Origin of the sequence: Maribacter sp. MAR_2009_72 (assembly GCF_007827235.1) — a bacterium.
Lineage (GTDB): Bacteria > Bacteroidota > Bacteroidia > Flavobacteriales > Flavobacteriaceae > Maribacter > Maribacter sedimenticola.
Genome location: NZ_VISB01000001.1, coordinates 2,187,998 through 2,209,175, shown reverse-complemented (window position 1 = coordinate 2,209,175; position 21,178 = coordinate 2,187,998). Strand labels below are relative to the sequence as shown.

Genomic DNA, 21,178 nt, shown 5'->3' with positions numbered 1-21,178 from the left:
AGTACTTTTATTTTTTTATTCCGGCCGTAATGTGGATGTCTAAATCATTCTCTTTTGGCGGAATGGGGCAGGAATAATTGGAACTATAGGCGCAATAAGGGTTGTATGCCTTATTGAAATCAATAACAATTGTTTCTTCTTCGGGAATTTCCAAGTCAATAAACCGACCACCACCGTAGGTCTGATCGCCATTGGTTAAATCCGTAAACGGAAGAAATAAATAATTTTTATATTCTTCAGTTTCCCTAAGTTTATGATTTTGATAAACGTTAAGTTGATATTCTTTACCATCTAACTCAAAATTAGCGACCCCGTAGACCTCGTACATAGAAAGTCTGCTTGTTGTGGTTTTCATTAAAAATGGGGTAGGGTTCATAATCTTAGTAAATTTTGCAACTACCCTATATTTCTCATTGATCGGAAAGAAATCATGACCTTTAAACCATTTTAAATCTTTTTTATCAAGAGGTGATTCATCTGGGTTTTTGTATTCCTCGTTTAAATGTTGTTGAAAATCCAAGACCGATTGGTTGTAAGATTGGGCATTTGCTATACATAATTGCAAAATGATAAGCAGGGTTAACGTTTTTGTCATGGTAATAAGATTGTTGTAATACTAACTCTAAACTATCCATTTTAAGTATATCACACTTAATTTAGTTTAAATTTTCTGCCAAAATGAAGGCTGGAGGGTAATTTAAACTGTTAACAAAACAGACTTAACAATAAGCCCTTAAGGTTTTTGTTCATGGATTTAATTTGTGGCGACCTTAATGGTTTTACCTACGGTAACTTTTTTATTTGTATGATAACTATAAAGGGCAATTCACGATTTTACTTCCTGTATATTTAGGTGCTAATTTACACGGTTTAGTTCCCCAAAAAAGCCTTAATATAAGCGCTCGTTTCATTTGGATATTGAAAGTGTGGGGCATGACCGGATTCTGGTAAAACAATGAGCCTTAATGTGGGTGCTTTACCCAGCATTGGATACCAGTTTTCTAGTGCAAAAGAAATGTCATGATCTCCGGATATTACCAAAATAGGAATAGTTGTGGTTTGATATGCTGTTCTAAAATTATCCTTGTCTTCTGCAATTGCGGTTTTTGAAGCAAAGTACCTATTGAATATCTCTTGAGTTGAGGGTACTTTATTAAGATTAAATCTTTTTGCTATTCTATTTGTAGAAGATTCTGCCGCAGCTTTGCTGTTTTCTGAACCAGGTTCAAAAAATAGAACTTGGATATCGTCCTTATCGTTTATTGGTTTTAAAGCTCTTTCAAAGAATTCTTTTTTAAAGGGTAATTCGTTTTTACCAATAGGATTACTGCCAATAATAACGGTATTCAATATTCTTGAAGAATATAGAAAAGTAGCATATTGTGCTACCCAACCTCCGTAAGACCAGCCTAAAAGAATAAATTTTTCAATATCTAAATGATTGGCAAATTTTATAACATTAGACGCTACGTCCTTAATATCTAGCGGTAATTCTCCTGTAGAATAGCCTATGCCGCAGTAATCAATTGTAATTACCGTATTGTGCCTAGCCATTTCATCTAAAAATAACGGGTCCCAAGTATCTAATGTGCCTCTAAACCTATTTAATAAAATTATTGGTATTCCGGTACCGTACTTGCGATAGGCAATTGCATTTCCCTCAATGTTTGCAATTTTTGTTTGTACGTTAAGAGCGCTTTCTTTCATAGCTTTTCTTTTATATTTGTATTTTACTTGCATTTTGCAAGTGTAAATATAAATTAATTTACTTGCAAAATGCAAGTGATTTTACAATAGATTTTATGAAAGCACTAAAAAGAAGGTCTCAATGTCCAATAAGTTCATCACTTGAAATTTGGGGCGACAAGTGGTCTTTATTGATAATTAGGGATTTAATGTTCAATAAAAAGCTAACTTATGGGGATTTGTTAAAGACAGAGGAAAAAATTTCAACAAATATTTTGGCAAATAGATTGGTAATGTTAGAAAATCATGGATTGATCCAAAAATTAGTCCATCCAGAAAGTAAAGCAAAAGTTTTATACCAGCTTACTCCCAAGGGTATTGATTTAATTCCTGTAATTGTAGAGATTAATTTATGGGCAGAAAAATATTTTACCCTTACGGAGGAAAAGAAATCTCTTATAAAGGAAATTAAAATGGATAAGGAGAAATTTATTTTAGATTCAATGAACAGCTTGCTACAACCCTAAATTACTATATTTCAATTATTTAAATAAAGCAGCCATAGACGAAAACAAATTCATCAATGACTTATGTACACCCTTGGAGTAGTAATTTAACGAATTGCTTCGTCTACGGATTTACTGTCTACAAACTGCTCAAAACTAATAATCTTACCATCGTTTAATTTCCAAATATGCGCAACGCGTGCTTCAAAATATGTGTTCGTTTTTTTATAGGTGCCGGAATATGTACCATAAGCAACTACTTTGTCTTCATTTGCAATATAATCTTCGGGAGTAAACTTATAATCGGTCCACTCGCTACCTAAGCGCTTAAAAACATTTTCGGTAATACTTTTTAAACCAATATAAGTTCCTCCGTAAGGAAAACCTTTGGCTTCTGTCCAACTAATATTTTCAGCTACATGTTTGGCCAAGTTTTTACCGTTTTCTTCTGAAGTTTTACCTTCATACGTACTTTTTATGATTTCTAAATTTGTCATTGCTCCTTGTTTAAATGAACAACCTGACATTACTAAAAGCAATGCCAGGTTGATGATTATTAAAAATCTTACCATTTCATTTCTCCTGTGTTCACTTTTGCTCCTAGCACTAAAGCTGTTTCAAAAGTTAATTTTGGATATTTTGATTTTATCGTTGCTATCAATGCTTCAGAAGTGGTATTGCTATTTAAAGCTTCTTCATAAAATTGAATGTAATTTTTGGTATGATTTACAGCATCAATTGTGAAATCTGAATTTGTATTTGCATGTGCCGGAATTACTATTTCAGGTTTTAAATCACTTATGCTATTTAAGATTGATAACCAGTTTTGGCGTGCTTCTGTTGTTTGTGCATCTGCCATCCATACATTAAATGTTGTGCCAAAAACATTAATACCACCTAAAGCTGTTTTAATTGATGGAATCCAGACAAAAGTTCTTTTTGGGAAATTGTCTAATCCAATGATTTCCAATTTTTCACCTTCTAACTCAATAGTGTTTCCTTTTAGAACTTGCGGTAAAATAACATTGGATGTAATTTTATCACCTAATCTTTCGCCCCAAACTTCCAATTTCTTTTGGGCTGTTGCTTTTATATGTTCTACTGTTGCATGCGTTGCATAAGCCGTTACCTCAGGGAAATATTTTTTAAACACTTCTAATCCGAAATAATAATCCGGGTCACCGTGAGACACATAAATAGTTGTTAAGGTTTTACCTGAGTTTTTAATTTCTTGGGCTACTTGTTCGGCCTCTGCCAATGTAAATTGTGTATCTATTAATACGGCATCGTTTTTCCCTGAGATAATTACAGATGCCACACCAAAACTATTTTCTGATGCGTTGTAAATTTGAAGTTTAAATTTGCTTGTTTCTATTGTTTTAAAACTTTGTTCTTGTGCATTCATTTTGAATAAAATTAAAATTGTAAATAATGTTGTTGAAATAATCGATTTCATTTTTTTGTCCTGTTTTTAATGATGGTACAAAGGTGCAACGCTTACCCACCTCAAAACATTGAACAAGTTCAATAAATGATTGGGCAACGATTATTTACTAGCTATTTTTCGTCTAATTTTACTCAAAAACTCATGGCTTATGCCCAAATAAGCGGCAATCTGCAGGTTGGTTAGTCGTTGAAAAAGATTGGGGTATTTTCCAATAAAGTCCAAATAACGCTGGTCGGCTGTTTTACTCAAATTGTCTATCATTCTTTGTTGTAAAGCGATATGCGTTTTTTGAGTCATGATTCTAAAGAGTTTTTCTATTTTAGGAATATTGTTATAAGCAAACTCTTTATCTTTCTTTGAGATTAATAATACTTCACTGTCCTCTAAGGCTTGTATGTAAAGTTGTGAGGGCGTTTCATTGGTAAAACTGTCAATATCTGTAATCCACCAATTTTCCTGTGCAAAATAGAGTACTTGTTCAAAGCCATTACTGTCTATGTGATAAACTCTAAAAAGGCCTTTGGTAACAAAACCTTCAAACTTGCAAACCTCTCCTTCACGCATAAGGAAATACTTTTTTTTAACGTCTTTTTGGTTGAATAAGTTGCAAAAGTCCTCTAGCTCTTCTTTTGAGAGTGTTATATGTTTTAAGATATAATTGATCAGTGACGTTTTCATATTTGTGCGTAAGATTATTCTAGAGAACTATTGAGTTACTAATATCGGTAATTTAAGGTACGGATAGAAGTTATGGGTAAAGACTATTCTGTATAGTTTTGATTGTTAATCAATTACTTGAAGTTTAGGAAGGTTTATCTTGGATAGGTATATTAATTTGGGTTTATTGTTTAGATTTTGGAAAACGATAAAGAGGTCAATAATTTTAGTAGTTTTCTTGTGCTGAATTATTTGTTAAGTGAATAGTGCTTTTACTTTTTTTACATTTAATTAAGTACATGGGTTGATTTTCCTCTACTTCTAATATTTCTAAAAGGCCGTACTTTTCAAACTCTTCTTTAACGGATTCTTGGTCGTAGTAGAATATTTTTGCGCCTTTATGAATTTCGTAGCGGTCTTTACTGATCCTTGTTCCTTTTCCAAATTGAGAAGCATTTTTGTTTACAGCGGTAAAAACCATATATCCGTTTTCGGCCAGTTGATGGTAACAGTCTTTTATCAGCTTTGTTCTTTCCTCGTTATCCAACAAATGAATTAGGGCAAAGCAAAAAATTCCGTCATAGTTTTGGTCGTCAAAAGGCATTTCGGTTACGGAGCCGTGAAAGATATTCAGATCAGCACCGAAATGCTTGTTGGCAAGTTTAATTGCAGTTTCTGAAATCTCAATTCCTGTAACTGCAATTTCATGTTCAATAAATGGTTGTGCATTTCGTCCATATCCAATTCCTGGTATTAGCACGTTCTTTATTTCATTTTCCACAAAAAAATCTTTTGTTAGCTCAGCGGATTTTGCAGGGTTCATTCCCCACAACTCTTTCTTGTTTTTAAAAGCAGTTTCCCAAAATGCAGTCATACTACACACAGATTTTATCATCTAATAAATCACATTCAATTCCTTTGCTTCTAAGTTGCCGTATTATGGCAACAGTATCTAAACATCCTCCTTCTATCCTTAAAATAGAATGTCCACAAGGATATGGTCTGTTGAAATCCTCCAAATCAAAATTTATTTTTAATGTTGGATAGCCGTTTTTCAGGAAATGTAGAATTTCTTCTGAGTGACCTTCTAATTTTACGTTTGTTATAAGTACTTCAACCATATTAAAAATGCTCTTGTGTGAGTTCATTATTGATAACAGCACCTGAAATGTTACCACTGGAAACTGCCATTGCAACGGAACGCATTAATGTACTATTATCGCCACAGGCAAAAATTCCATCTTCTGTGGTTTTTTGCATTGCAGTGACCTGTATATGTCCATGTTCGGTGAGTTTACAGCCTAATTCCTCAGGTATGGTAGAATTTTGTATAAACGGAACTGCAGCATAGGCACAGTCATAATTTTCTTTACTTCCATCCTTGAAAACAATAAGTTCTAACTGGCCATTTTTATGTTCAATCGTTGCAATTTCTTTTTCTACAATATGAATAGCGTTCCTTTGTAATTTTATGAGCTGATCTTCTTCAAGGTCTTTTATATTGGAGGTAATGATGGTTATTTCCTTGGTTAGGTTGTGCACTAAGGATGCTAGGTGAAATGCTCTTTCCCCATTGGCAATTATAGCGGTTTTTTTATTGCGTATTTCATACCCGTGGCAATAGGGGCAATGTACTACAGATATTCCCCAACATTGTTCAAAGCCATTTATGTCAGGCATTATGTCTTTGATTCCTGTGGCAAAAACCAGTTTTTTTGCAGTAAAAATAGTTTCATCTGATGTGGTGATCTCAAAGCCTTTATGAATTCTTTTTCCACTTACGGCAAATCCTTTATAGAAATTAATATGGTCATATTTAGATAATTGATTCTTGGCAATTTCAGCCATTTTTTGAGGCGTGCTCCCATCTTGGGTCAGAAAATTATGGGAATGCGGTGTTTGGCGGTTACACGGTTTACCAGCATCTATAATCAATGTATTTATCAATGAACGGCCTAAACTCATTGCTGTGGAAAGTCCAGCATAACTGCCGCCAATAATGATGACTTCAAACTCTTTTTTTTTCATTTTGTTGGTGTAATGTGAAAAGAGCGATAAAGGTTTTGACAGTATAGTTACTATACCAGTTACTCCAAAAAGTCTTATAACCTCTCTTCTTATCATAAATGATCTTTAACGCGAAATTGTCGCAATAGTAATTGTTGTCAAATATACAGTTTTTCCGTATTATTGCAACTTATTCGCAATAAAACATGAATAGAAGAAATACGCCAACAAAAGAAGCCGTGTTGAACTTACTTTTAAGTTCCAGAAAAGCATTAAGTCAAGATGCTATTGAGAGGCAGTTGGATATTGAAATCAATAGGGCAACAATTTATAGGGTCTTAAATAGATTTTGTGAGGATGATATAGTCCATAAAATTGTAGCGGAAGATGGCAAACAATATTTTGCCATTTGCAAAAAATGTGAGGATCAACCAGAAGTTGTTCAACATCACTTTCATTTTAGATGTTTGTCGTGTGATTCAATAGAATGTCTGCAAGTACCTGTAGAATATTCGGTTCCTAATGGGTATGAAGTTCAAAACGCAAATTGTGTTCTTACGGGGACCTGTAATGACTGTTCGTAAGTTTTTTAACTGCTCTAAAAAGGCTATTTATCCATATACTTAACCCCAAATATCGTTCGATTCTGTTAAGATAGCAGGATATTTATCAGTTACTAGTATGGTTTGTTCGTGCTGGGTAACATATCCACCTTTGTTTCCGACTAAGGTCCAACCGTCGTTCAATTCTACGGCAATAGTTGACCTTGTTGAAATAAAAGTTTCTATTGCTACCGTTGTATTTTTCTTAAATCGTTCCCTGTTACTTTTAACCCTGTAGTTTAGTATATTTTCAGGCTCTTCATGTAAACTTCTACCCACGCCGTGACCAGCCAAGTTTTTAATGACTTTAAATCCAGATTTTTTTGCTTCGGTTTCTATTATATATCCAATTTCTGAAATTTTCACTCCACCTTTTATATTGTTTATTGCTTTGCGTAAAATATTCTTAGAAGCATCTACAAGAGGTTGGTGATTATGAATGTCTTTTCCAAGAACAAAAGAACCACCATTGTCAGACCAAAAACCATTTAGTTCTGCTGATACATCAATATTAATTAAATCTCCTTCTTTTAATATTTTTTTCTTTGATGGTATTCCGTGTGCTGCTTCTTTATTTACACTTATACATGTGTAAACAGGGAATCCATAGGTTTCGTATGGTGCAGATTTAGCTCCGTAACCCTTTAAAATTTCACCTCCATATTCATCAAGCTCTTTAGTTGACATCCCAACTTTAGCATATTCTCTCATTAATTTTAGTGTAGTTCCAACAACATCACTAATTTTTTGCATTCCTATTAATTCAGATTCTTTCGTTATTGACATATCATTTTTTTAATGGGGTAACGGTTTTGTAATGAACAATTCGGCAGTAAATTACCTTTTGGTTTCTGCCATACACTTGGCAAAATCTTTTGGTTTTGTATGATTACTATAAAGAGTACTATAAAAACCTTGGTATCACGATTAAAGCTATAATAATTATAGGGGTTGTTCTTGTATTGATTTGTCCGTTAAATATATTTAACAATATCGGAATTTTCTAAATATCGTTATCTGTATCAGTACGTCAAAGTATTGTACCCATTTGCTTGTAATTGAAGCATCCGTACAGAAGCAGTTGGGGTGATAGTAAGACCGTCAAAAAGCGTATCTTCCGCTACGCCTAATTTTTCCATGGCAACACTGCAGACGCTTACCTTGACCTTTCCCTTATATTTTTGAAAAAGCTTTTCCAGTTCAGAATTTTTCACCAATTGGGTAACCACTTTACCTTTAACAACAATCTCGTAATTTTCTATTGAAACACCGTTTTCAATGAGCAAATCATACATGCTTAGTACCCCTTTAAAATGCCTTTCCGTAGTTAGTATAAAGCCATATTTAGGTGTTTTTTGTAAATCTGTAACGGTTTGCTGGTCTAATTTTTTTTGACCATGAACTACTGTCACGGTAGTAGCCATTACTATAACTATTAATACGATTTTGAAAATATTGCTCATGAATTCTATATTTAAGTACATATTGGTTTATTTAAAAATACAGAATAAATAGCCATTCCTCGGCAATTGGAAAACCAAACAATGTATTTACTTTTATTGGACCGGAGTTGTACTTTTGGTTTGGTACAATTAACTGAAATTAATTCTTGTGTAAGGGGATAATGTTTAAACACTCTAGTATCGGCACCAAAACCACTAATGCTATATGTTTTCATTCCGTTCTAAAGTGGATAGTACTTGCACTACCATGACTCGGCTATATTAAATGTGTGGTTAGCAGCTTTTATACATATAAACAGACCTTAGCTTTACACCCTAAAGTTACTATTTGCGATTTTACATAATGGATGTTCTATAACAACTTGAATAATCTATTTGTTCATTTTTTTTATGAAATAGGGTGAATGTTGCCGTGTGCAGCTTTAATGATTCTGTAAAGTTTCAAATACTATTTTCCAAGAATCATCTGGTTGTCTCTTCCAATTAACAATATAGGTTCCTACATTTTTAATGGTGTCCGTACTTTCCTTATTGATGAATATTTCATTAAAAGTGTTGTATGAAATAGCCATATCTTCAGACGGAATGATAGTTGGTCTTCCACGATGAATAAGCTGTACATCATATTTAGCGTAAATTTTTTGCCATTGTGCTATTAAGGAATCTTTGGTTAAATGTTGAATTGGTGAATCTGGGTAAATAGCAGTGTAGTTGTCAGCGTAAAATTCAATCCAATCATAGTCAAATCGTTCATAAACGGAATAAAGACTGTCTACCTGCTCAGTTATAAGGGCTGTTAATTCAGCATCTGTTGGTTTTGTTGCACTATCTTTTATCTTCTCATTTTTACATCCAATGAAAAACCCTGCCATAAGTATCATTAGATAAAATTTTAATCTTTTCATATTAGTTCGTTTTTTAGTTTACAACTTACTAGTATATAATTAGTTGCGCCGTTCGTGCATTTAAATTAGGAAATATATTCCTAATAGATAAACGTTAGAATTTTCCTGAAATAGGTAAGGACTTTTAGTCAACTGTCATTGTCCAATATTTCTGAAGAATATTACTATTGGTAAATAGTTGGTTTTAATGTAGTGTAATGGCAATGGTATTTTCTAGTAATCATAAACTGCGATAAAACAGGATATAATTATCAGTAGCGAAACAGCACATAAAATTTTATATTATATTGAAGCTGGGGTAATATTTTTAGTTCAAAATATATTAAGTGGTGCCTATTTTTGGTTACTCTTCTTTCAAATTTTTATACATGATGTAAGTGTCAACCAGTCCTAATTCAGAATGTCTAAAACCTTTAGGAGTGGTACCAATAATTTCAAATCCGTATTTTTTCCATAATGCTACTGCTCCTTTATTTGTGCTAACCACAATGTTAAACTGGATAGCTTCGAAATTATGGTGCTTTGCCATTTTAAGTGAGTGTTCACAAAGTTTTTTTCCAACGCCTTTTCCTTGCATATCAGGATTTACCATATAACTACAGTTTGCAATATGATTTCCTAAATCAATTTGGTTGGGTTTAAGAATGTATGTTCCTAGTATTCGTTCGTTCTCTTCCATTACATAAGTTTCCATATATTCAGCGAACCAATGCTTTTTCAAGTCTTTTTTAGGAGTATTTGGATTAAATACATAGGTGTCCCCGGTTTTAATGACTTCAGAGAATATTTGCCAAACCTGGTCAAAATCGGATTCTTTTGCTTTTCTAATAATCATTTTTATAGGTTCTTGATTACCTATGACAATTTAGCTTTAACCAAGTTGGGAACTAACAACTTTTTGCCTTATGCCATTTAAATAGTGAAATTCTAAAGATTTTACGGACATCATACAACAAAAAGAGATTAATTATCCCAAAATGCCGCAATGCTTATAAGTGGTATTAATTGGCACCGGTTTTACTTTTTTTCAACACGTAATATTTTTTCCATTTTACGACCTCTTGCGAGTTCATCATACAACTTATCCAAATATCTACAGTTTCTATACAATTCAAATTCATCTGGTATTTCCTCAATTCTATAGCCACAAACCACGCCTTTAATAAGGTGTGCATTAGGATTTAATTTAGCTTTCTGAAAGAATGTTTTAAAAGTGGCTTTTTCATCTATCAATTCCTGAATCGTTTTATCATCAAATCCAGTTAGCCATGTTATTACTTTATGGAATTCAGCTTTAGTTCTTCCGTTTTTTTCTAACCTGTTTAAGTAATGAGGATAAACAGATGCAAAGGTCATTGCACCTATTTTTTCGTTTTTTTCAGCTGTAACTTTCATTATAGTTAGATTTTAAGTTTAACGTTACCAACGTTTAGGTATAGTTCTGTATGAAGTTTTGTGCTATTTTATTTCAAATTTATAAAAAATCGTATCATATCATCAGCCAACAATTTAGGCTGTTCCAGAGCCGCAAAATGTCCTCCTTTAGGCATTTTAGTCCAATGAACAATATTAAACCCTTTTTCAATATAATCTCTGGGCGGTACGGGAATCTCTTTTGGAAACATTGCGAAACCAACTGGAGTTTTTACAAAATCATCTTTTCCAAATTTTAGTGGATTATTACTGATTTCGTGATACATTCTAATTGATGAATGTATAGTTTGAGTTAACCAATACAATGTAACGTTTGCCAATAATTCTTTTTTTGTGAAACTATTTTCAATATTCCCATCGTTATCGCTCCAAGCCTTAAATTTTTCTATTATCCACCCACAAAGTCCAATAGGGGAGTCATTTAATCCATATGCCAATGACAAAGGTTTTGTGCTATGGACCAAAGCATAAGCACCTTCCCGTTCGTTCCACAACCGGGTAGATTTTTGGTACTTTAAGATGTGGGGATCCATAGGTTCATTTTCTCTAAAATATGGCACATAAGAACCTGATATGTAGTTCAAATGTAACCCGATAATGCTTTCAGGATATTTTTGTGCAATTTTTATGCTAATACCCGCACCAATATCTCCCCCTTGAAGGCCATATTTATGATACCCAAGTTTAAGCATTAATTTATGCCATAAATCTGCGTTAAACCCGTAATCACTACCATTCTCGGTAAGCTTTTCTGAAAATCCGAAACCTATAATTGAAGGTATCACCAAATGAAATGGTATATTTTCTGATTCTGATAGATACGGTATTATTTTGAGCATTTCAAGAAATGAACCTGGCCAACCATGGGTTATAATTATTGGTATGGCATTTTTACTTTTGCTCTTTATGTGAAGAAAATGGATTTTAATACCGTCAAAGGTTGCAATAAAATTGGGAAAGGAATTGATTTCTTTTTCTATTGTTCTCCAGTTAAAATCGTTTAGCCAGTAATCTGCAAGTTCTTTGATATAGGAAAGACTTGTACCATACTTCCAATCTGAGTTTTTAATTTCATCTGGCCACCTAACATTTTTGATTCTATGTTTTAAATCATCAAGATCGGATGGTGGTATGTTCACTTTAAATTTTTCTATCATCTAAACTGGTCATTATGCAAACCATTTATACGGTATGGTAATACTTTTATATATTGTAAAGCATAGTTTTGGTGTAAAATCGGATAAGATTTCGACCGATGGACTAAACCTACCTAATATGCATTGTATTCTCCGAAAGAAGATCTTTCCGTAATAAATTTATACTGTTATTAAACTTAATAATTTAGTGAGCCAGATTGCAAGCTTCTTCATACCCTTTGTCAAAATTTGCATAAAGAGCCTCTAACAGTTTGGCATTATTTGCATAATAATTTGAATGATTGTTTTTCAATAATATGCAATATTTTAAAAGCTCATTACGGTTTCTTTCAAAAAAGGCCAAAGTACCTTTATGGTACCACCAAAATTGTTCATCTAAACTTTGGGCATTTTCCTCAATAGACTTTTTCCAATAAAAACTCGCCTTTTCATAGTCATTTAAGTAACCATAAGCTCTAGCTATATGCAAGTACTCGGCGTGTTTATTTCGTGTGGAATCCGATTGTACTTTATAGAGTAAATAACTTGCCACTTCTAGATGATTTCCTTTTCTATCCATTTCCCACCAGACAGGCTCATTACTCCCTTGTGAAAAGGTTTTGATAGAAAAAATAAAAAAAGTTACCCAAATTATCTTATTCATAATTAAATATAACGATTTGGATAAGCATAGAGTAGTTGCAGAATACCTTTTCTTTTTCATCTGCGCACAAAACTTAAGCTTTTTTTCATGTCTGCCGGCTACTCAGGTTTAGGTTTTTTTAGTCAGAGCAAAATCCTTAAGATTTTAAAAAGACTTATAAAAATAAGTAAACAATACGGTAAACCCCAAAGCCTAGTATCTTCTAAAAGCTTTGTTGTCTTTAGTGAATATCTATTGAGTTTGCAATCACCCTAAAAGGTTCCTTAGGAAATCCGAAAAGAACTGCTTTCTCCTTGTCAATTTCCTTAATACCAATAAGCGTTCTTCTTTCTCCTTGATTGTATATTGATGCAAAATATGTTCCTTGCAGATTTTCCAGCAATAGTTTTTGGCCTTCTATTTTTAGTTTTTTATTGATTTTCTGAATAAATGGACTGTCTAAATCGGTATTGAAAACTATTGGAATTATCTCTCCATTCCAATCCGCTTTAAATTCCAATTTTTGAATTTCAATATTCGTCAAATTTGTTTTGGTAGGTTCTATTCTTTCGTAATCCGTTGCAAATTCTGTTTCTTCAGAAATGGATTCTTCTTCACTAAAAATTTTTAGGGTATTTCCCATTCTAAATATTCTTATGCGGTTGTCATTTACGAATTCATATTTTGATTCGAAAAGTTTCTCGCTCCATTCAGTTCGGACTTTAGATAATTCAGTTCCACTTTTCAATTCAAGTTCAAAATGGATGATTTGGTCGTCATTAAATTCTATAAACTCAGGTGGGGAATTATCAATCCCTGTTTTAATCATCATCCAAGTTCCATTAAGATTTTGCATAGACGTGCCGTAATTTTATATAACGTTTTAGCTAAGCGCCGTGCTTGTGGTACGAAATCTGCAAAAGCAGTGGTCCAGTTGGCGCGTTGGCCGGTTTCTGTCTGCGCACGAAGCTAAAGCTTATTGCCTGCCTACCGACAGGCAGGTTTAGTTTTATTTATATTTGTCCAAATCTAAATCTATTCCCGATACCTATCGGGATTAGCAATATCATAAAAATACACAAACCTTGACATTTAAATTTTAACCAATATTATTTATAGGTGTTGTTGTTGTACCATATTTTTTCAGTATTACTTGCTTATTTGATGCTTACATGAGTTTCTTTTAGGCCTTTTTCTTTTAAGTAATCACTTAATTCTTTAGCATCTCCAATATTGGCATGATGAAGTAACGTAAAACCATGTGGACCTTTAGCAAATAATAATTCAGGGTATACCTCCAATGTAGCTTTTACTAACTCAATTTTCCCTAACATGGTAAGTGTAAATAAATTGACTCTAGCTCCTTTAGAAATAAGGTAATTGGCAATTTCCTTATTTCCTAGATGCGCGGCTCCTTCAATTGCCTCTTCATAATCTGAATTACCCCAGTCATAACTAGCATATATTAAGTTTGGATATTCATCTAGCATTTCCTTAACCAAAGGCAAATTTTTATGTCCGGCAACTACAAATTCTTTAACCAATTTTATATCTAAAGGTTCGGGTTCTTGAGCGTCTTGAGCAAATGTAAAGGTTGGCGCAACGCCTGCTAAAACAATTCCTCCTAATGAATTCTTAATAAATGTTTTTCTATTCATGATTTTGATTTTAATTATATATGCTAAAATCAGTACTTTAAGCTTAAAACGCTTTAAGAAACATGTTTCTTAAGATGAAAAGCTAAATTTAAAACATGTTATCCTCTATATGCAGATGGAGTTATTCCGGTAATTTTCTTAAAAGCTACATTAAATGCAGTAACAGTTCCGAATCCGGAATCATAAGCAACAACAGCCATTTTTCTTTCTTTGTTTTCTAAATTATTTAAAAGTGATTTGGCTTTCTCGATTCTGTAGTGATTTATAAATTCCCTGAAATTTTGTTGAGCATTTTCGTTTATAGATTGAGAAACCTCTCTGGAGTTTTTTGATAATTTATCTGAAACGGTTTTTAAGCTAATTGTTGGTTGTAAAAAAAGATTTTCCTTTTCAATAAGATTCTTAATTTTTTCAAATAAAATTTCAGAATTATTTCTATCTAGGGTTGAACTATCATACTTCTCTAAACCAAAATTATTACGGTTCAAAATAAGATAGGTAAAGGCATAAATTAGGAACGAATAAAATATAGGTCCCCAGATATAATGAAGCTCATAATTTAGAAAATTACCTAGGTAGTATACCCATACCGATGTTACGCCAATTAATATACTTCTATACCATTTCGACTTTTTTAAAGTAATTTTTGAACCGTTTTTTAATAAAGTAACCCAAGAGATAACTAGGTAAATAGCTAGATGTAAAACTACCAACCCGTAGTTCCAAAATGTATCGAAATCACCTTTACTAGGTATAATTGTTACAAATGAAATAAAAAGTATGAATGGCAATAAATGAAGATAAAAACTATGTCTTAAAGTTTTATTTTCTTTTAATAACGTAATGCCGTATAACCACAGAAAAGGTCCTACAATAAAAATACCTGAAATACCAATGTTCATCTGCCAAGCTTCCAATGGCATATAATAGCTAAGTATTGTTTTCCCAATTCTTATGGTTAAACCTAATAAAATAAGGCTCAAATATACATTCAGTTTTTTATTCCCGGTTTTATGTGTAAAAAGATAAATAGAAAGAAAAATACCTTGAAACAAACCTAATGAAGCAAGAATAAGTATGATATTATTTGTAAGCATTAATCTTAGGAATAAAAGCTAATTATTAAATATGTTACAACGGTTTGTGTATGATGTCGTTATATGTTTCAGCAACCAATTTAATAAACAATTACCTGCGAAAGCAATTAATTATTCCCGGTGTTGGCATTCCGTTATGTTTTAGGGACCAAATACTTTTATCCATTTCGTTTTATTTTTTCTAAAAAGAATTGCCCCAACAAGTAATATTAATACAGTAGCTAGACCTACCATTCCAAAAAAAGAAGCTTTAGGAATTCTTGTTAAAATTTCAGCACCAAATGCTGAATAAAGCCCAATTACAGACCAATACATAAATGAAAAATGCCGAAATTTCCATGTGTTTGTTGGCTTTTTGGTCCAAATAGGAATCATACCAAGTAATATTGTCAATAAACTGAAAAGAGTCGCATAATGAAAAATCCCCCATGCATTGAATAATCTATAAATCATGAGGGCGGTTAAAATCAGAACCCCATACTAATTAAATATAGGTACCCCATTTTCACGTGCAGTTTTGTTCCTTTTTTTAGCATTAAAACAAGAGTTCCGAATAAAAGAGCACTGCAAGATGAAATTAAATGAATTAATCCTGTAGAATCGCCAACTAAATTTTCCATCTATTGGTTACGTTAACTATTTTAAATTCAAAAGTCCAATTATTTTTAAGAATCAAATATTTTTTAAAACTGAAATGTAGTTTATTAAGGATGAACGGTTTTTTTAATGAATGCCAAAGGTTGGTGTTAGAATAGTACCGGATTAAAATGCATGCCTTTTGGTGTATGAACGATTGTGAATATAAAAAGCACATTGTTTAAGCACCATAGCCGCTGTTATTTTTTATACATTGTTACCTGCTGCCATTTTTTTGAAAGTTTCTTTATTTTATTTTATAAATGTGGTTTTTGTCAGTTCGAGGCTACCATTCCACAGGCTTTTTTGAAAAACTTTGTTGTAAGAATCAACTGAAGTTTTAACCACTTTTCCATCCGAGAAATAAATTCCTTTTAAGTCTCCGTATTTTTCAGAATATGCAAGATTTGCCAAGTTTTTTCCAGCTTGTGCTGGTGTATGTATGTTGCTTTTTAATAGGGTCAAAACAGGGAATACGTTTTTCCATAAAAATCGCATAACAGGTGAATAAGTTTTGGCAAGTCCTGTTCCTGGTGTCATTCCTGGGTCATAGGCATTTACCCTAATGTTTGTTTTTTTTAGTCGCTCTTGTAATTCATAAGTGGTCATTATGTTACACAATTTTGATGTAGAATACCTTCTTTGTCCAACTATGTTAGGTTTTTCTGAAGTTTTTTTTGGGAAAGCAAGCTCTTGAACACTTGTGTAAATAGGTGGTTCTATTGGTGTTTTGAGTGCTGGGTCGTGAGTTTCGCTAGATGTGAATGTTATGTGTCCGTTATTTTTCACAAAGGGTAGCAATTGCATAGTCAAGGCAAACGAACCAAGATGATTTACACCAAACGTTTGTTCAAATCCATCTGCCGTAAATTGTGTTTCGCCAATATTCTGTACTCCTGCATTATTTATCAAGATAGAAATGGAATTATTTTTTTCTTTGGCAAATGATTCAGAAAACTTTCCTATAGATTCTAAAGAAGCTAAATCTAATTCCAAGCATTTTAGGTTTTTGTGACCCGTTTTGGTTTTTATTTTTTCTATTACTTCTTCTCCTGCTTTAATATTTCTGGCAGGAATAATAATTTGTTCATTCTTGGCAATTTGAGCCATTTGTAAGGCACACTCAAAACCAATTCCACTGGTTGCTCCGGTTACTATTATTGAATCCATATTTTTTTGCTTTTTATTTAAATGATGAAGCAAAGTTCAGCACTTCAATAGCAAAAAATTTTGCCATTTGGCAAATAATGAATTCAGATGCTTTTTCGAATTCTGCTTAATGATGATTGCGTGATTCCTAAATAAGAAGCGAGATAGGAAAGGGGAATTCTGTTGGCTAAATTCGGAAACTTTTCTAAAAAATTTAGATACCTTGTAGTGGCATTTTCGGCTAACATTGGACTTAGTTTATTTACCTTTTCAACCAATGCTTTTTCTGTTATTTTATTGATAATGCCGTCCCACTGAATGATTGTGGCTGACAAATCGTTGAGTGATTCTGTAGAAAATACAAGCAGGGTACATTCTGTAACAGCCTGTACATATTCCGAAGAGGGGATTTTTTGATTGAAGCTGTTTATGTCCACAGCAAAATTGTTTTCATCAACAAAGTATTTGGTGATTTCATCACCTTCGCTGTTATAGTAACATACCCGTAAAACACCTTCTTCAATAAAAGCTACTTGTTTTGGTATTTTTCCTGCTTCGGAAAAGTAATCGCATTTTTTCAACTCCAATACCTGTGCTTTTCTCTTTATCAAGTCAATTTGCTGTTGATTTAGCTGCCCAAATTCCAACAGATAGTTTATTAATTTGTCCATAGTCACAAAGATTGTCATTGCATATTATTCGGAATTTGTCAAATGGCAAAAAGGGTTAATTGATTTTGGTGTTGCTCCATTTGGACGGGGTTTCTGGTTGCAGGTAACGGTGAGTATAACCGTCAGTTACGGGTTTATATGCGTTAATTTTCGGTTTGGCACAGACCTTAGCAATTCCGAGTGGATTCGGACGTAGTCGAATCCGCCGTAATTGCGGTTATACATTGTTGTAACACGTTTTTATTTCGTTTAGTACTATTTCCGCTTTCTTACTCAATTCAGTTGCTCCATTTAACCTTAAAACTTTACAATCCAGCATTTCCATCCAATTGTTATGAATTTTTAAAGAACGACCTTTAAAATTTGGATTTTCATATTGGTTTGCCCATTCCAAAAATTCATTTGAGTTTTTTCGGATTTTTTTGTCGTTCAGAAGTTTTTCTCCATAACGTTGATTTTCACGTTTTTTCAATCGTTCCATTCTTTCAGTATTTTCCAATCGTATGAAAATAGCCAAATCAAATGCTGTTTCCCATTCTTTTCCCCAACTTACCATTGAACCGCTTACAACAACATTCTCAAATTTTTTAAAGTCAATTTTGAGATTTTCATTTCGTTTATTTAAAGGTATTTTTATTTGGTAAGGTGGATTGGTTTTTTTCCAGTAATAATCATCAACGTCCAAGTGCTTAAAATCAGTTCTTTTTTTAATTTCATTTGCTAAAGTCGTGGTTCCAGAACCAGAAGCGCCAAATATTAAAATCTTCATTGTTAATTACTGTTTTCTCGGGTTGGTTAAAATGTGTTACAACGGTTTAGCTATGAACATTACGGGAGCAAACTAGCGTTTGCTTTTCGCCACACACAAAGCGAAATCTTTTGGTTTTATTTTTTCTTTTTTTTGTCAAAGCGAAATCCCAAAGATTTTGCGACCTCATAAAAATACGCAAACCTTTCGTTTAAAACCTAAGCCCGTATTGTTTATAGGTTTTGTTAGCTGCTGTGGTTTCGTCCGAGTAATTACGAAGCATTGAGTTTTTTTGCGAGCTAATTCCGTAACAAGTCCATTTACGAAACGATTGCGCGAGAGTTAAATCCATTTATGCAAACAAGTAAAAAATCTATCTGTTCAAAGTTATCGCTTGGTTTAGTTATACCAAACCAAAGTAAAAACTCAATATACCTAGTGTGTTAAAAAAGCCATGTATCATAATCATAAACCACAAATCGTATTTGCGTATGTAGAAAATTATAGATAAGAGTGCTCCGATAATTACTACAACAAGTTGCCCTGTGATTCCTTGCTGCATGTGCATATATCCGAAAAAACCACAAATTATTAGAATATTAATAGCAAGGCTGATTTTACTGTCTCCAAAGAATTTGACGAACTGTCGCATAAGATAACCTCGAAAAATGATTTCTTCTCCAAATCCCGCAGTAGCCCAAACTATCAATAACCAGACGAGGGTGGTCTCAAGGTTTCCTTCCAATTGACTCATGCTTGAATAGTCAATAGGAACTCCTGTTAACATCTGGATTCCAGGTACCACAACAAAGACATAAAAAATAAAGAATCCCAGAGCGACTAACGGAGCATGTACAAGGAGATTTTTCGCATTGAATTTTGCTCGTTTAAACCCAAGAGCTGAAAATGGTTTCCCTTTGAATTCTATATAATTAGCAATAATGATAATAATAGAGATAATTATATTTTCAAAAGGTGTTCTTGTGATTGGCCCAAAGTACATGAAACAGATAATGGCAAGGGTCACTAATGGAATTACTATTTGTCGTAAGGTCATTTTTTTCATCTTTTTTGATTTTAAATTCTGAGACGAAGAAATGAACTGAATGCCCAAAAACCCCTTTAAATATTAAAGTTTTTACTGAATGGTAGTAAATTGATAACTGGATGGTCGATAGCTTTTAATTTATTGAAACCAATTCATAAATTCTTTTCGCTTATATCGACTGATGTTGATTTCGGTAATCGCATCATTTTCAATAGAAGTTTTTAACGTAATCCGCAACTTGCCATTTTCAATCTTTTCAATTTGATCTACCGCATCTTTATGAATGATAATTTTACGATTAACTCTAAAAAACAATTGGTCGTTTATTTTTTCTTCGAGTTCATTCAATGTAAAATCGGTGGTGATTGAGGCGCCATTATTTTGAACGGTATAGACAATTTTGTTTTCGCTATAGAAACACGCAATATTTTCGTAAGTAAGCTTAGTTATTTTCGCACCGCTTTCAATAGTAATTTCATTATCTTTTATAGATAGCTTGTATAAATTATAGATATCTAGGGAATATGCTAACCCTATGAGAATGAAACTTAACAACAAGGTAACAAGCAGTCCAATTAATAAGTAGTAGAATTCAGTTTCTCCACCCGCAATTTTATTTAAGACAATACCTAATGGAATATACATGATGGTAATATAGCCAAGAGTAGAGACCATATACCATGAGATAGAAGTGATTTCTACTTTTTTAGAGAAATACTTTTTCTTGTAATATTTAAAATTAAGCTCTGCTATGATTCCAATAAGAATACACAAAACAATGGTGGATAGAAAACCTTCTACAGGGAATCTATACGATTTACCATCTGGGAAACTCTCCGGAGTTGATAAATGATTTACGACTAAAGAGAAAATTATAAAGACAATTAATTTCTGAAACCAACTCCATAGAGAACTATGGTCAAACTTTAGCGATACTATTTTTAACGCAGTTTTGGTTGGTTTTGTAGCACTCATTAATTAGAAGATTTTTTTGAGTTAATCTAGAAGAACGATGGTTTTTTACCATTGCAGCTAACGGTTGGGCTATGATCTCGTTGCGGACATTTCCAACGGAAATCGTCCGCCTAGATCCAAGCCATTGTATAAAATTAAGGATTTTCCATATGGAAAATCCACCGCAATGGATTATAGGTATTGTTATGTGCTGGTTTTTTTCTTTTTTGGTGTTTTATTTATTATCTCCTTAACTATTCCTTTTCCGACAACAATGTGGCCTTCTCTGAAATCAAATTCCATTCCGATTTCAAGTCGATTTTCGAAAAACTCTGGAGAAATGACAGTTATTTCTGCTAATGCAGTTTCACCCGGATAAACTTTTTCGGTACCAATGAAGTTTTGATGTCCAGAGGTTTGTCTTTTTTCAAAGCCAAATTTTACTTGAGGACGATATCCTGACACCACGGGTGAATTCCGACCACCTTGCTCTTTGGTCAAATAGGTTAATTCAGCAATGAAGTCAATCTTTTTTTTCATTCCGTGAGTATCTGTTAATTGTCCAAAAATTGAAAAGAAGAAAAATTGAACAATATATAGCTCCTCCTACGATACCATTAAATAAACTGTAAAGAAGAAACCCGCATCCTGCGACAAATGTAATTTTCCATCCGATAATAATAAAGTAGGGAAGGGAGTATTTCTTTCTTTTTGTCATTTTTTAGCTTGCA

27 protein-coding genes are annotated in these 21,178 nt (G+C 33.0%); 2 read left to right on the top strand and 25 right to left on the bottom strand.

The annotated features are described in order from the left end of the window. Nucleotides 1–7 precede the first annotated feature (7 nt). The gene (locus tag JM81_RS09265) at nt 8–595 is read right to left on the bottom strand and encodes a DUF1684 domain-containing protein (protein WP_144802602.1); all 588 of its coding nucleotides are present in this window, start codon (nt 593–595) and stop codon (nt 8–10) included. Nucleotides 596–870: 275 nt separating this feature from the next. Further along, nucleotides 871–1,707, bottom strand: a complete 837-nt coding sequence (locus JM81_RS09260; protein WP_144802599.1) for an alpha/beta fold hydrolase — start codon at nt 1,705–1,707, stop codon at nt 871–873. Between the two features lie 95 nt (nt 1,708–1,802). On the opposite strand from JM81_RS09260, the gene JM81_RS09255 reads away from it, so the two are divergent. Then, on the top strand, nt 1,803–2,213 hold the full coding sequence (locus JM81_RS09255; protein WP_144802596.1) for a winged helix-turn-helix transcriptional regulator: 411 nt from the start codon (nt 1,803–1,805) through the stop codon (nt 2,211–2,213). Between the two features lie 86 nt (nt 2,214–2,299). Here JM81_RS09255 and JM81_RS09250 read toward each other — a convergent pair whose 3' ends face one another. The 6 genes from JM81_RS09250 to JM81_RS09225 form a co-directional block, all read right to left on the bottom strand. Continuing rightward, entirely contained in the window at nt 2,300–2,689 is a 390-nt protein-coding gene (locus tag JM81_RS09250; RefSeq protein WP_089261244.1) for a nuclear transport factor 2 family protein, read from the bottom strand. A 68-nt stretch (nt 2,690–2,757) separates the two neighbouring features. Next, a complete protein-coding gene (locus JM81_RS09245) occupies nt 2,758–3,648 on the bottom strand; it encodes an MBL fold metallo-hydrolase (protein ID WP_144802593.1) in 891 nt (296 codons plus the stop codon). A gap of 90 nt (nt 3,649–3,738) precedes the next feature. Further along, nucleotides 3,739–4,317 carry a Crp/Fnr family transcriptional regulator gene (locus JM81_RS09240; RefSeq protein WP_144802590.1) on the bottom strand — a complete coding sequence of 193 codons (579 nt, stop codon included), beginning with the start codon at nt 4,315–4,317 and terminating at the stop codon, nt 3,739–3,741. A gap of 205 nt (nt 4,318–4,522) precedes the next feature. Next, nucleotides 4,523–5,170: a class I SAM-dependent methyltransferase gene (locus JM81_RS09235; RefSeq protein WP_144802587.1), complete on the bottom strand. Its 648-nt coding sequence runs from the start codon at nt 5,168–5,170 to the stop codon at nt 4,523–4,525. A gap of 1 nt (nt 5,171) precedes the next feature. After that, the gene (locus JM81_RS09230) at nt 5,172–5,417 is read right to left on the bottom strand and encodes a hypothetical protein (RefSeq protein ID WP_186435557.1); all 246 of its coding nucleotides are present in this window, start codon (nt 5,415–5,417) and stop codon (nt 5,172–5,174) included. Between the two features lies 1 nt (nt 5,418). Further along, on the bottom strand, nt 5,419–6,324 hold the full coding sequence (locus tag JM81_RS09225) for an NAD(P)/FAD-dependent oxidoreductase (RefSeq protein WP_261375005.1): 906 nt from the start codon (nt 6,322–6,324) through the stop codon (nt 5,419–5,421). Between the two features lie 185 nt (nt 6,325–6,509). Here JM81_RS09225 and JM81_RS09220 point away from each other — a divergent pair, with 185 nt between their 5' ends. After that, on the top strand, nt 6,510–6,887 hold the full coding sequence (locus tag JM81_RS09220; protein WP_089260748.1) for a Fur family transcriptional regulator: 378 nt from the start codon (nt 6,510–6,512) through the stop codon (nt 6,885–6,887). A 39-nt stretch (nt 6,888–6,926) separates the two neighbouring features. Here JM81_RS09220 and map read toward each other — a convergent pair whose 3' ends face one another. The 17 genes from map to JM81_RS09135 form a co-directional block, all read right to left on the bottom strand. Then, on the bottom strand, nt 6,927–7,691 hold the full coding sequence (gene map / locus JM81_RS09215) for a type I methionyl aminopeptidase (protein ID WP_144802580.1): 765 nt from the start codon (nt 7,689–7,691) through the stop codon (nt 6,927–6,929). A gap of 236 nt (nt 7,692–7,927) precedes the next feature. Continuing rightward, nucleotides 7,928–8,368 carry a DsrE family protein gene (locus JM81_RS09210; RefSeq protein WP_186435556.1) on the bottom strand — a complete coding sequence of 147 codons (441 nt, stop codon included), beginning with the start codon at nt 8,366–8,368 and terminating at the stop codon, nt 7,928–7,930. A 422-nt stretch (nt 8,369–8,790) separates the two neighbouring features. Further along, entirely contained in the window at nt 8,791–9,249 is a 459-nt protein-coding gene (locus JM81_RS09205; protein WP_144802575.1) for a YybH family protein, read from the bottom strand. 367 nt (nt 9,250–9,616) lie between these two features. After that, nucleotides 9,617–10,108 (bottom strand): GNAT family N-acetyltransferase, encoded by a 492-nt coding sequence (locus JM81_RS09200; RefSeq protein WP_144802572.1) that lies wholly within the window; start codon nt 10,106–10,108, stop codon nt 9,617–9,619. Between the two features lie 182 nt (nt 10,109–10,290). After that, on the bottom strand, nt 10,291–10,668 hold the full coding sequence (locus JM81_RS09195) for a DUF2200 domain-containing protein (protein WP_144802569.1): 378 nt from the start codon (nt 10,666–10,668) through the stop codon (nt 10,291–10,293). Nucleotides 10,669–10,736: 68 nt separating this feature from the next. Then, entirely contained in the window at nt 10,737–11,864 is a 1,128-nt protein-coding gene (locus JM81_RS09190) for an epoxide hydrolase family protein (protein ID WP_144802566.1), read from the bottom strand. Nucleotides 11,865–12,048: 184 nt separating this feature from the next. Then, nucleotides 12,049–12,507, bottom strand: coding sequence for a hypothetical protein (locus JM81_RS09185; protein ID WP_144802563.1), 459 nt, complete (start codon nt 12,505–12,507; stop codon nt 12,049–12,051). 220 nt (nt 12,508–12,727) lie between these two features. Next, nucleotides 12,728–13,342, bottom strand: a complete 615-nt coding sequence (locus JM81_RS09180; protein WP_144802560.1) for a hypothetical protein — start codon at nt 13,340–13,342, stop codon at nt 12,728–12,730. Between the two features lie 301 nt (nt 13,343–13,643). Continuing rightward, nucleotides 13,644–14,144: a hypothetical protein gene (locus tag JM81_RS09175; RefSeq protein ID WP_222430299.1), complete on the bottom strand. Its 501-nt coding sequence runs from the start codon at nt 14,142–14,144 to the stop codon at nt 13,644–13,646. A gap of 98 nt (nt 14,145–14,242) precedes the next feature. Further along, the gene (locus JM81_RS09170; RefSeq protein WP_144802558.1) at nt 14,243–15,241 is read right to left on the bottom strand and encodes an AraC family transcriptional regulator; all 999 of its coding nucleotides are present in this window, start codon (nt 15,239–15,241) and stop codon (nt 14,243–14,245) included. Nucleotides 15,242–15,382: 141 nt separating this feature from the next. Further along, nucleotides 15,383–15,694, bottom strand: a complete 312-nt coding sequence (locus JM81_RS09165) for a hypothetical protein (RefSeq protein ID WP_144802555.1) — start codon at nt 15,692–15,694, stop codon at nt 15,383–15,385. A gap of 435 nt (nt 15,695–16,129) precedes the next feature. After that, nucleotides 16,130–17,047, bottom strand: a complete 918-nt coding sequence (locus JM81_RS09160; protein WP_144802552.1) for an SDR family NAD(P)-dependent oxidoreductase — start codon at nt 17,045–17,047, stop codon at nt 16,130–16,132. A gap of 83 nt (nt 17,048–17,130) precedes the next feature. Next, a complete protein-coding gene (locus tag JM81_RS09155) occupies nt 17,131–17,697 on the bottom strand; it encodes a Crp/Fnr family transcriptional regulator (protein ID WP_186435555.1) in 567 nt (188 codons plus the stop codon). 217 nt (nt 17,698–17,914) lie between these two features. Then, entirely contained in the window at nt 17,915–18,466 is a 552-nt protein-coding gene (locus JM81_RS09150; RefSeq protein WP_144802491.1) for an AAA family ATPase, read from the bottom strand. Between the two features lie 382 nt (nt 18,467–18,848). Next, nucleotides 18,849–19,511, bottom strand: coding sequence for a CPBP family intramembrane glutamic endopeptidase (locus tag JM81_RS09145; protein WP_186435554.1), 663 nt, complete (start codon nt 19,509–19,511; stop codon nt 18,849–18,851). Nucleotides 19,512–19,631: 120 nt separating this feature from the next. Next, complete coding sequence (locus JM81_RS09140) at nt 19,632–20,468, bottom strand: LytR/AlgR family response regulator transcription factor (protein WP_144802547.1); 837 nt, start codon at nt 20,466–20,468, stop codon at nt 19,632–19,634. A 183-nt stretch (nt 20,469–20,651) separates the two neighbouring features. Further along, nucleotides 20,652–20,987, bottom strand: coding sequence for an elongation factor Tu (locus tag JM81_RS09135; RefSeq protein WP_144802544.1), 336 nt, complete (start codon nt 20,985–20,987; stop codon nt 20,652–20,654). Nucleotides 20,988–21,178: the final 191 nt, after the last annotated feature.

What these genes read in the sequence shown, in the direction of transcription:
- JM81_RS09265 (WP_144802602.1), bottom strand. Translation starts at nt 595, where the DNA reads ATGACAAAAACGTTAACCCTGCTTATCATTTTGCAATTATGTATAGCA.
- JM81_RS09260 (WP_144802599.1), bottom strand. Translation starts at nt 1,707, where the DNA reads ATGAAAGAAAGCGCTCTTAACGTACAAACAAAAATTGCAAACATTGAG.
- JM81_RS09255 (WP_144802596.1), top strand. Translation starts at nt 1,803, where the DNA reads ATGAAAGCACTAAAAAGAAGGTCTCAATGTCCAATAAGTTCATCACTT.
- JM81_RS09250 (WP_089261244.1), bottom strand. Translation starts at nt 2,689, where the DNA reads ATGACAAATTTAGAAATCATAAAAAGTACGTATGAAGGTAAAACTTCA.
- JM81_RS09245 (WP_144802593.1), bottom strand. Translation starts at nt 3,648, where the DNA reads ATGAAATCGATTATTTCAACAACATTATTTACAATTTTAATTTTATTC.
- JM81_RS09240 (WP_144802590.1), bottom strand. Translation starts at nt 4,317, where the DNA reads ATGAAAACGTCACTGATCAATTATATCTTAAAACATATAACACTCTCA.
- JM81_RS09235 (WP_144802587.1), bottom strand. Translation starts at nt 5,170, where the DNA reads ATGACTGCATTTTGGGAAACTGCTTTTAAAAACAAGAAAGAGTTGTGG.
- JM81_RS09230 (WP_186435557.1), bottom strand. Translation starts at nt 5,417, where the DNA reads ATGGTTGAAGTACTTATAACAAACGTAAAATTAGAAGGTCACTCAGAA.
- JM81_RS09225 (WP_261375005.1), bottom strand. Translation starts at nt 6,324, where the DNA reads ATGAAAAAAAAAGAGTTTGAAGTCATCATTATTGGCGGCAGTTATGCT.
- JM81_RS09220 (WP_089260748.1), top strand. Translation starts at nt 6,510, where the DNA reads ATGAATAGAAGAAATACGCCAACAAAAGAAGCCGTGTTGAACTTACTT.
- map (WP_144802580.1), bottom strand. Translation starts at nt 7,691, where the DNA reads ATGTCAATAACGAAAGAATCTGAATTAATAGGAATGCAAAAAATTAGT.
- JM81_RS09210 (WP_186435556.1), bottom strand. Translation starts at nt 8,368, where the DNA reads ATGAGCAATATTTTCAAAATCGTATTAATAGTTATAGTAATGGCTACT.
- JM81_RS09205 (WP_144802575.1), bottom strand. Translation starts at nt 9,249, where the DNA reads ATGATACTTATGGCAGGGTTTTTCATTGGATGTAAAAATGAGAAGATA.
- JM81_RS09200 (WP_144802572.1), bottom strand. Translation starts at nt 10,108, where the DNA reads ATGATTATTAGAAAAGCAAAAGAATCCGATTTTGACCAGGTTTGGCAA.
- JM81_RS09195 (WP_144802569.1), bottom strand. Translation starts at nt 10,668, where the DNA reads ATGAAAGTTACAGCTGAAAAAAACGAAAAAATAGGTGCAATGACCTTT.
- JM81_RS09190 (WP_144802566.1), bottom strand. Translation starts at nt 11,864, where the DNA reads ATGATAGAAAAATTTAAAGTGAACATACCACCATCCGATCTTGATGAT.
- JM81_RS09185 (WP_144802563.1), bottom strand. Translation starts at nt 12,507, where the DNA reads ATGAATAAGATAATTTGGGTAACTTTTTTTATTTTTTCTATCAAAACC.
- JM81_RS09180 (WP_144802560.1), bottom strand. Translation starts at nt 13,342, where the DNA reads ATGCAAAATCTTAATGGAACTTGGATGATGATTAAAACAGGGATTGAT.
- JM81_RS09175 (WP_222430299.1), bottom strand. Translation starts at nt 14,144, where the DNA reads ATGAATAGAAAAACATTTATTAAGAATTCATTAGGAGGAATTGTTTTA.
- JM81_RS09170 (WP_144802558.1), bottom strand. Translation starts at nt 15,241, where the DNA reads ATGCTTACAAATAATATCATACTTATTCTTGCTTCATTAGGTTTGTTT.
- JM81_RS09165 (WP_144802555.1), bottom strand. Translation starts at nt 15,694, where the DNA reads ATGATTTATAGATTATTCAATGCATGGGGGATTTTTCATTATGCGACT.
- JM81_RS09160 (WP_144802552.1), bottom strand. Translation starts at nt 17,047, where the DNA reads ATGGATTCAATAATAGTAACCGGAGCAACCAGTGGAATTGGTTTTGAG.
- JM81_RS09155 (WP_186435555.1), bottom strand. Translation starts at nt 17,697, where the DNA reads ATGGACAAATTAATAAACTATCTGTTGGAATTTGGGCAGCTAAATCAA.
- JM81_RS09150 (WP_144802491.1), bottom strand. Translation starts at nt 18,466, where the DNA reads ATGAAGATTTTAATATTTGGCGCTTCTGGTTCTGGAACCACGACTTTA.
- JM81_RS09145 (WP_186435554.1), bottom strand. Translation starts at nt 19,511, where the DNA reads ATGAAAAAAATGACCTTACGACAAATAGTAATTCCATTAGTGACCCTT.
- JM81_RS09140 (WP_144802547.1), bottom strand. Translation starts at nt 20,468, where the DNA reads ATGAGTGCTACAAAACCAACCAAAACTGCGTTAAAAATAGTATCGCTA.
- JM81_RS09135 (WP_144802544.1), bottom strand. Translation starts at nt 20,987, where the DNA reads ATGAAAAAAAAGATTGACTTCATTGCTGAATTAACCTATTTGACCAAA.